Annotated in this window: 10 protein-coding genes and 1 pseudogene; 7 read left to right on the top strand and 4 right to left on the bottom strand. The window is 40.5% G+C overall.

From position 1 onward, the window contains the following. Nucleotides 1-28: 28 nt before the first annotated feature. The 3 genes from ilvC to FY048_RS11240 are packed head-to-tail and all read right to left on the bottom strand — an operon-like array spanning nt 29 to nt 3,292. Entirely contained in the window at nt 29-1,045 is a 1,017-nt protein-coding gene (gene ilvC, locus FY048_RS11250) for a ketol-acid reductoisomerase (protein WP_004641176.1), read from the bottom strand. Between the two features lie 31 nt (nt 1,046-1,076). Then, a complete protein-coding gene (ilvN, locus tag FY048_RS11245) occupies nt 1,077-1,568 on the bottom strand; it encodes an acetolactate synthase small subunit (RefSeq protein WP_001215920.1) in 492 nt (163 codons plus the stop codon). After that, nucleotides 1,568-3,292 carry an acetolactate synthase 3 large subunit gene (locus FY048_RS11240; RefSeq protein WP_003654952.1) on the bottom strand — a complete coding sequence of 575 codons (1,725 nt, stop codon included), beginning with the start codon at nt 3,290-3,292 and terminating at the stop codon, nt 1,568-1,570. Before FY048_RS11240 ends, ilvN begins: the two co-directional genes overlap by 1 nt. A gap of 505 nt (nt 3,293-3,797) precedes the next feature. Here FY048_RS11240 and FY048_RS11235 point away from each other — a divergent pair. From FY048_RS11235 to FY048_RS11205, 7 genes are all read left to right on the top strand, one after another. Next, entirely contained in the window at nt 3,798-4,145 is a 348-nt protein-coding gene (locus FY048_RS11235; RefSeq protein ID WP_446091160.1) for a DUF4124 domain-containing protein, read from the top strand. A gap of 186 nt (nt 4,146-4,331) precedes the next feature. Beyond that, complete coding sequence (gene leuS / locus FY048_RS11230; protein WP_446091159.1) at nt 4,332-6,956, top strand: leucine--tRNA ligase; 2,625 nt, start codon at nt 4,332-4,334, stop codon at nt 6,954-6,956. A gap of 27 nt (nt 6,957-6,983) precedes the next feature. Continuing rightward, the gene (locus tag FY048_RS11225) at nt 6,984-7,493 is read left to right on the top strand and encodes an LPS-assembly lipoprotein LptE (RefSeq protein WP_016139265.1); all 510 of its coding nucleotides are present in this window, start codon (nt 6,984-6,986) and stop codon (nt 7,491-7,493) included. Between the two features lie 18 nt (nt 7,494-7,511). Beyond that, a complete protein-coding gene (gene holA / locus FY048_RS11220) occupies nt 7,512-8,501 on the top strand; it encodes a DNA polymerase III subunit delta (RefSeq protein ID WP_446091158.1) in 990 nt (329 codons plus the stop codon). Between the two features lie 107 nt (nt 8,502-8,608). Next, on the top strand, nt 8,609-9,949 hold the full coding sequence (locus FY048_RS11215) for a MacA family efflux pump subunit (protein ID WP_446091157.1): 1,341 nt from the start codon (nt 8,609-8,611) through the stop codon (nt 9,947-9,949). A 2-nt stretch (nt 9,950-9,951) separates the two neighbouring features. Beyond that, nucleotides 9,952-11,946, top strand: coding sequence for a MacB family efflux pump subunit (locus FY048_RS11210; RefSeq protein ID WP_446091156.1), 1,995 nt, complete (start codon nt 9,952-9,954; stop codon nt 11,944-11,946). Nucleotides 11,947-11,968: 22 nt separating this feature from the next. Further along, a complete protein-coding gene (locus FY048_RS11205) occupies nt 11,969-13,366 on the top strand; it encodes an efflux transporter outer membrane subunit (RefSeq protein ID WP_446091187.1) in 1,398 nt (465 codons plus the stop codon). Nucleotides 13,367-13,390: 24 nt separating this feature from the next. Here FY048_RS11205 and FY048_RS11200 read toward each other — a convergent pair. Further along, nucleotides 13,391-13,798 (bottom strand): annotated as a pseudogene (locus tag FY048_RS11200) (hypothetical protein). Nucleotides 13,799-14,031: the final 233 nt, after the last annotated feature.

Raw genomic sequence — 14,031 nt, 5'->3', positions numbered from 1 at the left:
GTTCTTTTGAAGCTTTAGAAAAAGAAAATTAGTTCTTTTCTTTGTCTACGATTTTGTTCGCTTGAATCCATGGCATCATTGAACGTAATTTATTACCAGTTACTTCAATACCATGTGCAGCATTTTGACGACGACGAGCAGTCATAGATGGGTAGTTTAACGCACCCTCTTGAATGAACATCTTCGCGTATTCGCCAGATTGAATACGTTTCAATGCATTACGCATTGCTTCACGAGACTGTTCGTTAATTACTTCAGTACCAGTTACATACTCGCCATATTCAGCATTGTTAGATACTGAGTAGTTCATATCAGCGATACCGCCTTCGAACATCAAGTCAACGATCAATTTAAGTTCGTGTAAACATTCGAAGTAAGCCATTTCTGGTGCATAACCAGCTTCAACTAAAGTCTCAAAGCCCATTTTCACGAGTTCAACTGCACCACCACAAAGAACTGCTTGCTCACCAAATAAGTCAGTTTCAGTTTCTTCACGGAATGAAGTTTCGATAATACCAGTACGGCCGCCACCTACGCCTGACGCATAAGAAAGAGCAACATTACGTGCATTACCAGAAGCATCTTGGTGAATTGCAATTAGATCAGGAACACCTGAACCACGTTGGTATTCTGAACGAACTGTGTGACCAGGTGCTTTAGGTGCAACCATGATTACATCTAAGTCTTTACGTGGAACAACTTGGTTATAAAGAATTGAGAAACCATGAGCAAATGCAAGAGTTGCACCTTCTTTGATGTTTGGCTCAATCACGTCACGGTAAAGTTGTGATTGGAATTCATCTGGAGTCAAAATCATTACGAGGTCAGCTTGCTTAACAGCAGCAGGAACTTCTGCAACTTTAAGACCAGCATTTTCAGCTTTCTTCCAAGAAGCTGAATCTGCGCGTAAACCTACAGTTACGTCTACGCCTGAGTCTTTAAGGTTAAGTGCATGAGCATGACCTTGAGAGCCGTAACCAACAATCGCTACTTTCTTGCCTTGGATGATTGATAAGTCACAGTCTTTATCGTAAAAAATTTGCATTTGTGTTCTCCGCTAAAATACTTTTAAAAAATTAAATGGCTAATACTTTTTCGCCACGGGCGATACCAGATACACCTGAACGAACGACTTCTAGAATAGTGTTTTCTGCAAGCGCATCGATAAAACCATCTAATTTTTCAGTTGTCCCTGCTATTTGAATGGTATAGGTAGTTGGTGTCACGTCTACAATTTGCGCACGGAAAATATCCGCTGTTCGCTTAATTTCAGCACGTGAAGCACCTAACGCTTTTACTTTAATCAACATCAGTTCACGCTCAATGTGTGAACCTTCTGATAAATCTACTACTTTTACAACTTCAACAAGTTTGTTGAGCTGCTTTGTAATCTGTTCAATCTTATGGTCATCGCCATAAGTAGTTAACGTCAGACGTGATAAAGTTGGGTCTTCGGTTGGAGCTACATTCAACGTTTCAATGTTGTAGTTACGTTGACTGAATAAACCCACCAAACGAGAAAGCGCACCAGCTTCGTTTTCAACGAGTACAGAAATAATATGTCTCATTATGTACGCTCCCCTTTACCTAACCACATATCCTTCATTGACTGACCTGCGATCAGCATTGGATAAACATGTTCTGTACGATCAACCATGACATTAATGAATACACATTTATCATTAATTGCCATTGCTTCAGCAAGCTTCGACTCTAGTTCATCAGCATGATCAATTTGGATACCAACATGACCATATGCTTCCATTAACTTGCCAAAATCAGGTAATGATTCAACATATGAGCTTGAGTGACGGCCTTCATAGTTCATATCTTGCCATTGTTTAACCATACCTAAAGCACGGTTATTCAAGCACAAGATCTTCACGTTCATACCGTATTGCTTACAAGTTGAAAGCTCCTGAATACACATCTGAATTGAAGCTTCACCGGTAATACAAACTACCTGTTGATCTGGGAAAGCTAACTTGGCTGCCATTGCATAAGGTAAACCTACGCCCATGGTGCCTAATCCGCCTGAGTTAATCCATTGACGTGGACGTTTGTACTTGTAATACAACGCACCAAACATTTGGTGTTGACCCACATCTGAAGTAATGATGGCATCGCCATTAGTCGCTTTATATAAAGCTTCAACAACTTGCTGCGGCTTCATTGTGCCATCAGCCAGTGTTTCATACTTCAAGCCATGAACTTTACGCCATTCATTAATCTGATCCCACCATGCAGCAATTGCTTCAGGGTTAGGCTTAGATACATTCAATTGTTTCAATTGCGTCAACATTTCCTGAAGTACAGGCTCAACTGCCCCTACAATCGGAATGTGCGCCATGATCGTTTTTGAAATGCTCGCCGGATCAATATCAATATGAATAACTTTGGCATTCACACAGAATTTTGCAGGGTTATTGGTTACTCGGTCATCAAAACGTGCACCAATTGCAAGAATGACGTCAGCATTGTGCATCGCCATGTTTGCTTCATAAGTACCGTGCATACCCAACATGCCCACAAACTGTGGATCATCGCCAGGGAAGCCACCAAGACCCATAAGTGTATTTGTCACTGGGTAGCCCAACAAATGAGCCAACTCAGTCAATAATGCAGATGCATTACCTTGAACAACACCGCCACCAGTATAAATTACAGGGCGTTTAGCACTTAAAAGCTCATCAATCGCTTTGCGAATTTGACCAGAATGACCACGTGAAGGAGGCTGATAAGAACGCATCTTCACTTTTTCAGGATATTCGTACGCAAATTTCTCTGCAGGATTTGTCGCATCTTTTGGAATATCGACTACAACTGGGCCAGGGCGGCCACTTGATGCAATATAAAATGCTTTTTTGATAATTGCAGGAATTTCACTTGCGTGACGAACTTGGAAGCTGTGTTTCACGATAGGACGTGAAATACCCACCATATCAGTTTCCTGGAACGCGTCTTCACCAATAAGATGTGATGCAACCTGGCCAGACAAAATCACCATTGGGATTGAGTCCATATAAGCTGTTGCAATTGGAGTCACAGTATTAGTTGCGCCAGGTCCAGAAGTGACCAGTACTACGCCAGTCTTACCTGTAGCACGCGAGTAAGCATCTGCCATATGACCAGCAGCTTGTTCATGACGTACGAGGTAATGATTAATTTTGTCTTGTTGAAATAGCGCATCATAAATATGTAATACAGCGCCGCCTGGATAACCAAAAACATGTTCAACGCCTTCGTCCGCAAGAGCACGAACGAGCATTTCACCACCAGATAAAAGTTCCAACGTGATTCACCCTAAAATCTTTATCACTATTTATGGAAGGCACAAATAGTGTTTCATTCATTGAATTGTCTGCACTGTTATAGCACACATATTGTCTAGTTTTCGTTGCAATAGAAAAATTTCTGTTTTTCAGCCGTATAAGCTTTTTTAACATTAATAAAGCATGTCTGGATATACATACTTTAAGTAAAATCAATCTCTCGGCTAGAGAGAATGTCTATTACAAAACATGACGGTTATTCGAAGGGTGATCAAATAATCGCATATAAAACTAAAGGAAGCATTTTTGTTGTTTAATTCACTAAAGTCAAGATTAAAGAAAAAGTTTTTCCATAAAAATTTTTAGCTGCTTCTTTTTTAATCTAAAATTAAATCGTAAATTTGGTAGCTTCAATCCCTATTTATTAAAAATAATTATTCTTTTTTTATATAAAACCATACATTGTAAATTGCTTATTTATGAACTTTATTTAAATATAGTCAGCTTTTTTGGGGAAGATCTGATATGAATTTATCTTATTTAAAAACAATCTTATATACGACAGTAACAACAGTAATTTTAATTTGCTCAAGTCAAAGTCAAGCACAGCAATATTATAAATGGATGGATAAAAATGGCTCTACACATTACACCACGACTCCGCCACCTAAGAGTGCAAAACATTTGAACAAAGTTTCAACTTACGGCAGCCAACCATCCCTAAAAAATTCGGCCCCCACCTCAGAACAACAACCTCAAGATAAAAAAGATCAAGTAGTGCAAGAGGCGACTAATGTCGCACAGGAAAAAAATGCACCCCCAGCAGCAGTTCCACCTGCTACATCTGCCCCATCCACGACAACACCACGATAAGTAAAATGAGAGTGATGAATATTTTCATCACTCTTCTATTATTTAAAATAAAGAAGAATAAATTGAGAAATGTTATTGCTCATATTAAAAGATAAAATCCTGATCTAAAAACTGACATTTCCTGTTATTTTGCGCTATGCTGTGCAGCAATCTTTCATTTCAATTTTCGTTGTATAGCTTACGTCTATGACTATTTCTCACATTGACCCCGAATATCAAGCAAACACGATTGAACCATCAGTTCAACAAGATTGGGAAAATCGTAAAGTCTTTAAAGTTGCCGACACTGTCGAAGGTAAACATCGCTACATCCTGTCAATGTTTCCTTACCCAAGCGGCAAGCTGCATATGGGGCATGTGCGTAACTATACAATTGGCGATGTAATTAGCCGTTTTTACCGTTTAAAAGGTGAAACTGTATTACAACCTATGGGTTGGGATGCATTCGGTTTACCTGCGGAAAATGCAGCAATTGCCCATAAAGTTGCTCCGGCAAAATGGACATTTGAAAACATCGCTTACATGCGTGACCAATTAAAAAAATTGGGTCTATCTGTAGACTGGGATCGTGAATTTGCGACTTGTACACCAGAGTATTATCACTGGGAACAATGGTTATTTGTTCAGCTTTATAAAAAAGGCCTGATCTACCGTAAACTTTCAACAGTAAACTGGGATCCAGTTGACCAAACAGTTTTAGCAAACGAGCAAGTTGAAAATGGTCGTGGCTGGCGCTCAGGTGCATTGGTAGAAAAACGTGATATTCCAATGTACTACTTCCGTATTACGGACTATGCACAAGAATTATTAGACGACTTAGACACCTTACAAGATGGCTGGCCTCAACAAGTGTTGACCATGCAACGTAACTGGATTGGTCGCTCTACAGGCATGGAAATTACTTTCCCGTCGAGCAATACTGAAATCTATGCAGATGCATTAACTGTTTATACCACGCGTGCTGACACTTTAATGGGTGTAACATACGTTGCTGTTGCAGCAGAACACCCTCTTGCGCTTAAAGCTGCTGAAAATAACCCTGAATTGGCTGCATTTATCGAAGAATGCCGTATGGGTTCAGTTGCAGAAGCTGACTTGGCCACAGCTGAGAAAAAAGGCATGGCAACAGGCTTGTTTGTAAAACATCCTGTAACTGGTGAAGAGCTTCCTGTTTGGATCGCAAACTACGTATTGATGTCTTATGGTTCTGGCGCAGTAATGGCTGTACCGGCACATGACGAACGTGATTTTGAATTTGCTAACAAGTTCAATTTACCAATTAAACAAGTGATTGATGCCAAAGGTGCTGACGATGCAGACTACTCTGCAAGTGAATGGCAAGAATGGTACGGTTCTAAAGAAGGTAAACTTGTTAACTCTGGCGAGTTTGACGGCTTAGAATTCCAAGCTGCGTTTGACGCATTCCTTGCAAAATTAGAACCACACAATTTAGCAAATTCTAAAGTTCAATTCCGTTTACGTGACTGGGGCGTTTCTCGTCAACGTTACTGGGGTTGTCCAATTCCAATGATTAACTGTGATACTTGTGGTCAAGTCACAGTTCCTGAAGATCAGCTTCCAGTTGTATTACCAACAGACGTTGTTCCAGATGGTTCAGGTAACCCGCTTAACAAAATGCCTGAATTCTATGAAACTAAATGTCCTTGTTGTGGCGGCGATGCTCGTCGTGAAACAGATACTTTAGATACTTTCGTAGAGTCATCTTGGTACTATGCACGCTATGCATCTCCAGACTTTACTGGCGGTCTAGTTAAACCTGAAGCTGCTCAAAACTGGCTTCCTGTGAACCAATACATTGGTGGTGTTGAACACGCGATTCTTCACTTACTTTATGCACGTTTCTTCCACAAATTAATGCGTGACGAAGGTGTTGTACAAGGTAACGAACCATTTACTAACTTGTTAACTCAAGGCATGGTGCTTGCAGATACGTTCTATCGTGAAGCAGAAAATGGCAAGAAAACTTGGTTCAATCCAGCTGATATTGAATTAGAACGTGATGAGAAAGGTCGTATTCTTTCTGCAAAATATTCAGGTGACGGCCAAGAAGTTGTAATCGGCGGACAAGAAAAAATGTCTAAGTCGAAAAACAACGGTATCGACCCACAAGCGATTATTGATCAATACGGCGCTGATACTGCTCGTGTCTTCATGATGTTTGCTGCACCACCAGATCAATCTTTAGAATGGTCTGATGCAGGTGTTGAAGGTGCAAACCGTTTCTTGAAACGTGTATGGCGCCTTGTTGCTGGCTTCCTTGAAAAAGGCAACTCAGCTTCTACGATTGATGCAGCTAATTTGTCTAAAGATGCTCAAGATTTACGTCGTAAAACGCACGAAACCATTCAAAAAGTAAGTGATGATATTGAACGTCGTCATGCATTTAATACTGCCATTGCTGCTTTAATGGAATTGTTAAACGCAAGCAACAAGTTTGAAGCAAAAGATGACAATGACATTGCTGTAGAACGTGAAGCAATCACCACACTTTTAACTTTGCTCGAACCTTTTGCACCGCATTTAAGCCAAACTTTATTGGCTCAATTTGGCACAGATGTTACGGAAGCAACTTTCCCTGAAGTTGATGCTTCTGCGTTAACACGTAATACGCAAACGATTGTTGTACAGGTTAACGGTAAACTTCGCGGTAAACTTGAAGTTTCTGTTGATATTTCTAAGGAAGATCTATTAGCTCAAGCTAAAGCTCTACCAGAAGTTCAACAATTCTTAACCGGACCAACAAAAAAAGAAATTGTGGTTCCAAATAAACTCGTTAACCTCGTGGTTTAATTAAAGTTATTAATGAGAGGATCAAGCATGCACTTTGCCAAACGTTTAGCCGCTGTTGTTTTAACCTTAGGCCTTAGTGCAGGCTTAGTCGGGTGTGGATTTCATTTAAAAGGAACCAACCCGACTGCGACTCCGCTTGTTTATAAAAAGTTAAGCCTTGAGTTACCCGCTAAAACTGATGATTTGGAAACGCAGTTAAAAGTGTATTTAGCTGCAAATGGTGTTCAACTCAGCAATGATAATGATGCCTATGTACTTCGTGTTTTAGAGTACACGCCACGTCGTCAGCTTTTAAACGGAAAACTAACGGAAGTATTATTACGTTTGACCGTAACCTTCCAGATTGAAGACCGTCAGGGTAATAAAATTACTGAACCACGCTCATTAACTGCTTCTCGTAGTTATCAATATGACTTGGCAACAGTCAACACTGAAAATCAGCAAGAAAGTTACTTACGACGCATTGTAATTGATGATATTGCACAGCAAATTACTCGTCAGATTTCAGCAAATCGCTTACCAAAAGCTCAGCCTTAATCGGTATTTTTGCCAGCAATGAAAATTGACTATTTACAAGCTTTAAAACGCACTTCGGAAGCTCGGGGTGCGTGGATTTTGCATGGGCAAGAGCCTTTATTAGAACAAAATTTATTAGATGCCTTTCGAAAAAGCTGGCAACAACAAGAAGTTGAAAGACAGCGCTATGATATTAGTAGCGTGAGCGACTGGAAAAATGTCTTTAACGCACTTAATAGTTTATCTTTATTTTCTCAGCAGCTTGCCATTGAAGTACATGGCAATATAAAACCTGATGCGAATGGCTTAAAACAACTTAAAAGTTATATACAACATAATGAACATAATCTGCTGTTAATTGTTTTACCCAAACAAGATAGTAGTAGTTTAAAGTCTGCTTTTTTCCAAGTTGTTGAAGCAAATGGGGTTGTCGTCGCCCTAACGGCAAATTATCCACAAGACCGTCAACGTATTTTAAACGTAGAAGCAGAAAAGCTTGAGATCCAGCTCGACAACGATGCTTGGCAATGGTTAATGCAACATCATGAGCACAATTTGCTTGCAGCTAAAAATAGCTTGATGCGTGTAAGAGATACCTTCCCAGACCAAAAACTGATTTTGATTGAGCATTTGTATGCCTGCCTACAAGATCAATCACGCTATACCACTTATGATTTAAGTGATGCGTTATTAGAAGGCAACCTTGGACAATCTATTAAGATTTTTCAATATTTAATCGCAGCAGGCGAACCAGATAGTCTGATTTTATGGACTTTAAGTAAAGAAATGCGCTTGTTGATGCAATTGTTTGAACAGCCTCATAATGCCTTGCAACTTGGCATCTGGAAAACAAAGGTGGGGTTATATCAACAAGCTTTGAGAAGATTGAATCCACAACAGTTTTTAGGCTGGTCTACCCTTCTATTGCAAATTGATGCAGCAATTAAAGGAATGTCGAACGAAAATGCAGAACATTTAATGCAGCAAGCGATTGCTGAATTATGTGGGAAAACATTATTTATACAGTGATTCGGCTGAATCATTTTTCTTCATTCCTGAAATATCATAAAAATTCACGTTTTATCCTCATTTCGCTTTTATACTAAATTAAATTTTAAACTTTTCGACCTCTCGCCATGCCAAAAATAAAGCCAATCAAACTTGTTATTATCATTGTCTGTATAGTCATTATCGCTCTATTAGCTTGGAAGTTTTTCAAGCCAAAACAGCAACAGCCACAATATATTACTGCCGAGGTAACACGCGGGGATATTGAAAATAATGTACTTGCAACGGGTACACTTGATGCAACCAAACTCATTAGTGTCGGTGCACAGGTATCTGGTCAGGTTAAAAAGATGTATGTGCAGCTTGGCGATCAGGTTAAGCAAGGTCAACTCATTGCGCAAATTGACTCAACGACCCAAGAAAATAGTTTAAAAACCTCTGATGCAAATATTAAAAATTTAGAAGCACAGCGCCTTCAACAAGTTGCTTCTTTGAATGAAAAACAACTTGAATACCGCCGTCAGCAACAAATGTATGCGCAAGATGCAACGCCACGCGCAGATTTAGAATCGGCTGAGGCAAGCTATAAAACAGCTCAAGCACAAATCAAAGCGTTAGATGCACAAATCGAATCTGCAAAAGTCACAAAATCTACGGCGCAAACCAATATTGGTTATACGCGCATTGTTGCTCCAACAGATGGTACGGTTGTCGCAATTGTGACCGAAGAAGGTCAAACAGTAAACGCCAATCAAAGTGCGCCAACAATTGTCAAAATTGCAAAATTACAAAACATGACTATCAAGGCTCAAGTCAGTGAAGCTGACATTATGAAAGTTGAGAAAGGCCAACAGGTTTATTTCACTACTTTAGGTGAAGACACTAAACGTTACGCAACTTTGCGTCAGATTGAACCTGCTCCAGATTCCATTTCTAGTGAATCGAACAGCACAACAAGTTCAACTACGAGTTCAGCTGTTTACTACAATGCTTTATTCGATGTGCCAAACACCGATGGTAAATTGCGTATTGATATGACTGCACAAGTTTATATCGTATTAAACTCAGCTAAAAATGCTCTACTCGTTCCATCATCAGCACTGAGCTCTAAACAATTTTCAGGTCAAAGAAAATCTGGTCAATCATCTGATAAAGCAAGCTCTACACCTGAAACTGCTAAAAAATCTCAAGGAAATGGAGCTCGTTTAGAGCGTCTTAACCTGACTGCTGAACAAAAACAGTTAATTGAACAAGGTCAATTAACGTTAAGTGTTGTACGTGTATTACAAGCTGATGGCACAACTAAACCAACTCAAATTTTGGTTGGCATTAACAACCGTGTAAATGCACAAGTTCTTGCGGGCTTAAAACAGGGTGATCAAGTTGTGATTGCCGATAGTGCAGACACTTCCGCTGCATCAGCTAATAGTAGTAATAACCGTCGCCGTAGTGGCCCAATGGGAATGTAAGCATGACAAAACAAGCTTTGCTTGAAGTCAGCAATCTAGTCCGGGAATTCCCTGCTGGCGAAAGCACGATACAAATTTTAAAAGGCATTGACCTTACCATTTATGAAGGCGAACTGGTTGCCATTGTCGGTCAGTCTGGTTCTGGTAAGTCAACACTCATGAATATTTTGGGCTGTTTAGACCGCCCTACGAGTGGTAGTTATAAGGTTAGTGGACAAGAGACCGGCAAACTCGAACCAGATCAACTCGCTCGACTACGCCGTGAATATTTTGGTTTTATTTTCCAGCGCTACCATTTACTGGGTGACTTATCTGCCGAAGGTAACGTTGAGGTCCCAGCAGTTTATGCAGGTGTTACGCCTTCTGAACGTAAACAACGTGCAACCGCTCTACTGACCGAATTAGGATTAGGTACTAAAACACTTAATAGACCAAGCCAACTTTCTGGTGGTCAGCAGCAACGTGTTTCTATTGCTCGTGCCCTTATGAATGGCGGTGACGTTATCCTTGCGGACGAACCGACAGGCGCTCTCGACTCTCATAGTGGTGTTGAGGTGATGCGTATTTTGCGTGAACTCAATGCTGCAGGTCACACTATTATTTTAGTCACCCACGATATGCAAGTTGCAAAAAATGCGACTCGTATTATCGAAATTAGTGACGGAGAAATTATTAGTGACCGTCCTAATGTTCCGGATCAAGCAGCAGAACCAGTCAAGTCCGATCCTGATGCCGCTCCTGCTTTACAAGGTAAACAGAAGAAAGGTAAAAGTATTTCTGCATGGCGTTCTACTTTAGATCGTCTATCCGAAGCCTTCCAAATGGCTTTACTGTCAATGAATGCCCATCGCATGCGTACTTTTTTAACCATGCTTGGGATCATTATTGGTATCGCATCTGTTGTTACAGTAGTCGCCCTAGGTAAAGGTTCTCAGCAACAAATTTTAAGCAATATTAGCGGCCTCGGCACCAATACGATTACGGTGTTTCAGGGGAAAGGATTTGGTGATAACTCTAAAACAGCCAATTTTAAAACCTTGGTTCCTGCCGATGCTGATGCGTTAATGACTCAACCCTATGTGAGTGCAGTCAGTCCAATCGTCAGCACCTCCAAAACCATTCGTTATCAACAAAATGAAGCAAACGCGACCATTAACGGTGTGAGTAACGATTATTTCGATGTAAAAGGTCTAGTCTTTAAAGATGGCCAAACTTTTGACCAACGTAGTGTTCGTGATCGCTCACAAGATGTGGTGATTGATACCAATACACAAAAACAATTCTTTAGTGATGGCACTAACCCAATTGGACAAGTGGTATTACTTGGTAGTGTACCTGCTCGAATTATCGGAATTGTAGAACCTCAAACCAGTGGAATGGGTTCAGATGATACATTAAATGTATATATGCCTTATACCACGGTCATGAGCCGTATGTTAGGTCAAGCCCATGTCCGTAATATCGTGATTCGCATTAATGATAAATATTCAACTACAGCCGCGGAAAATGCGATTGTAAACTTATTAACTCAGCGCCACGGTGCACAAGATATTTTCACCATGAACAGTGACAGTATCCGTCAAACCATCGAGAAAACAACCAGTACGATGACCCTTCTGGTTTCAGCAATTGCCGTAATTTCACTGGTGGTTGGTGGTATCGGGGTAATGAATATTATGTTGGTTTCGGTGACTGAACGTACTCAAGAAATTGGCGTGCGTATGGCTGTGGGCGCGAGACAAAGTGATATTTTGCAGCAATTCCTGATTGAAGCAATTTTGGTGTGTTTAATTGGTGGTGTGCTTGGCGTCTTACTGTCGCTTGGCCTTGGACAACTTATTAATAAATTTGCTGGCGGTAACTTCAGCGTGGCTTATTCAAGCACTTCCATTATTGCAGCATTTGTGTGTTCAACGCTGATTGGTGTCGTTTTTGGTTTCTTACCAGCCAAGAATGCCGCGAAACTTGACCCTGTTGCCGCACTATCTCGAGAATAAGGAAAATTGCATGTCTTTCTCTATGACTAAACTCAGCACAGCACTTCTTCTCACGGGTTCTCTTGTAGGATGTGCAGCTGTAGTAAAAACCCCTTATGAAACACCTGCGGTACAAGTTCCAGGTAGTTTTCAGTATGATGCCACCAAAGCAAAAACCATGTCTGCCGATCAATATTCTGATCGGTGGTGGACGCTTTTTGGCGATGCACAGCTTAATCAGATCGTAAGCAATGTATTAGAGCGTAACAGTGATCTAGCAGTTGCAGGAATTGCATTGAAGCAAGCACGTCTACAAGCTGATCTAACTGCAAACAAACAAGGCTTACGTACTAGTTCTAGTGTTTCTACAGGACATTCTTTCGATTTAAATTCGGGAGATGACAGCTCTAAAGGGCTATCAATGAGTGCGGGTGTAAGCTATGAGCTTGACTTGTTTGGCAAGCTTGCGCGCCAAACTGAAGCAAGTAAATGGGAAGCCTTAGCGACTGAACAAGATTTGCAAGCCACTGGGCAAAGTTTAATTGCAACCACTGCTAAACTCTATTGGCAACTTGGTTATTTAAATGAGCGTTATACAACTGCACAGCAAAGTCTAGCAACTTCTCAGAAGCTTTATGACTTGGTACAGATTCAATATAAAGCTGGCGCAGTTTCAGGTGTAGATCTGACTCAAGCAGAACAATCGGTACAAAGCCAGAAAGCGAGTTTAAGCCAGATTGAACAACAATTGGTTGAAACACGAACGGCTATTGCAGTGCTATTGCATGAACCTTTGCAACAATTAAACATTCAAGAGCCAAAGCGTTTACCACGCACTGCTCTACCTGCAATTGGTGCTGGTTTACCCGCTGATATTTTATCGCGCCGTCCCGATTTACAAGCCTCTGAGCTTCGTTTGAAAAAGGCACTCGCAACTAAAGATGCAACTAAGGCAAGCTACTATCCATCAATTAGCTTAACCAGTAGTTTGGGTTCAAGCAGCACATCGTTGACAGAACTGTTACGCAACCCTGCCCTCACGCTTGGTGCAAGTTTAAGCTTACCGTTTTTGCAATATAACGATATGAAGAAAGATATCGCGATTAGCAATCTGGATTATGAAAAAGCAATTATTCAATATCGCCAAACGCTTTATCAGGCTTTTGCTGATGTCGAAAATGCTTTATCGAGTCGAACCGAACTAGACAAGCAAGTAGCGTTACAAGAACGTAATGTTGAACTTGCAGAAAAAACCGAACGTTTAACCGAAGTTCGTTACCGTTATGGTGCTGTCGCATTAAAGACGCTTCTTGATGCTCAGCAAACCACACGTACTGCACGTCTAAGCCTCGTTGAAACGAAGCAAAACCAATACAATGCTTATGTCACCCTCATGCAAGCTTTAGGTGGTTCACCTGTAAAAGAACTGCCGAAACAATAGCCCTAGCGGTATTGTTTGGCATATTTACTCTTTCACCAGATCTGGATTATTCTGGATCTGGTGAATACGCTTAATCTTATCCTGATCGTCAAAAACAACTTCATAGAGAAGTTTCTGACCATTGAAATACATCTCGGTTGGAGAGCCTATCACTTCCCATAGACCAATGGTGGCAATATCCACAGTCGTGTGCCATAGCGTACGGCTGATTCTGGCTGCTTTTGAGTAGTCTTACTAGAAGGTATAAATCTCTTTACGTTCACCATTCACGGTTTCTGAAGTGAGGGGGGCACCCAATTCAGAAATCACATAATTTCGATGTTTCCCCATCTCTAAAACCGCCATATTCTTTTTATGCGGTTGGTTACTTGCCATCACTGCGGCGCAACCTTGAAGTGAAAGAAGAGTGACTAATCCTAAAATAACAGCTATTTTCTTTAGGTTTTAACCTACCCCGAAAGCTAAAAAATAATATGTTTATCGTCATTCTCTTTAGAGTTTTCGATTCAACAAAAAACCAGCATTAATTAGCATATAAATTATTCGATGATAAATGATTAAGTATATTTTTCGATATATTTTCAATGTACAACTCATTGCTGAATTGAGTGGAGCATCAAAAATTTATACAGCAATATTGCAAATCGTTTTTATATTGACGCTAA

The organism is Acinetobacter sp. 1124_18A, from assembly GCF_052824995.1.
Note: the sequence above shows the minus strand (reverse complement) of the source record. Positions and strands in the feature narration are given on the sequence as shown.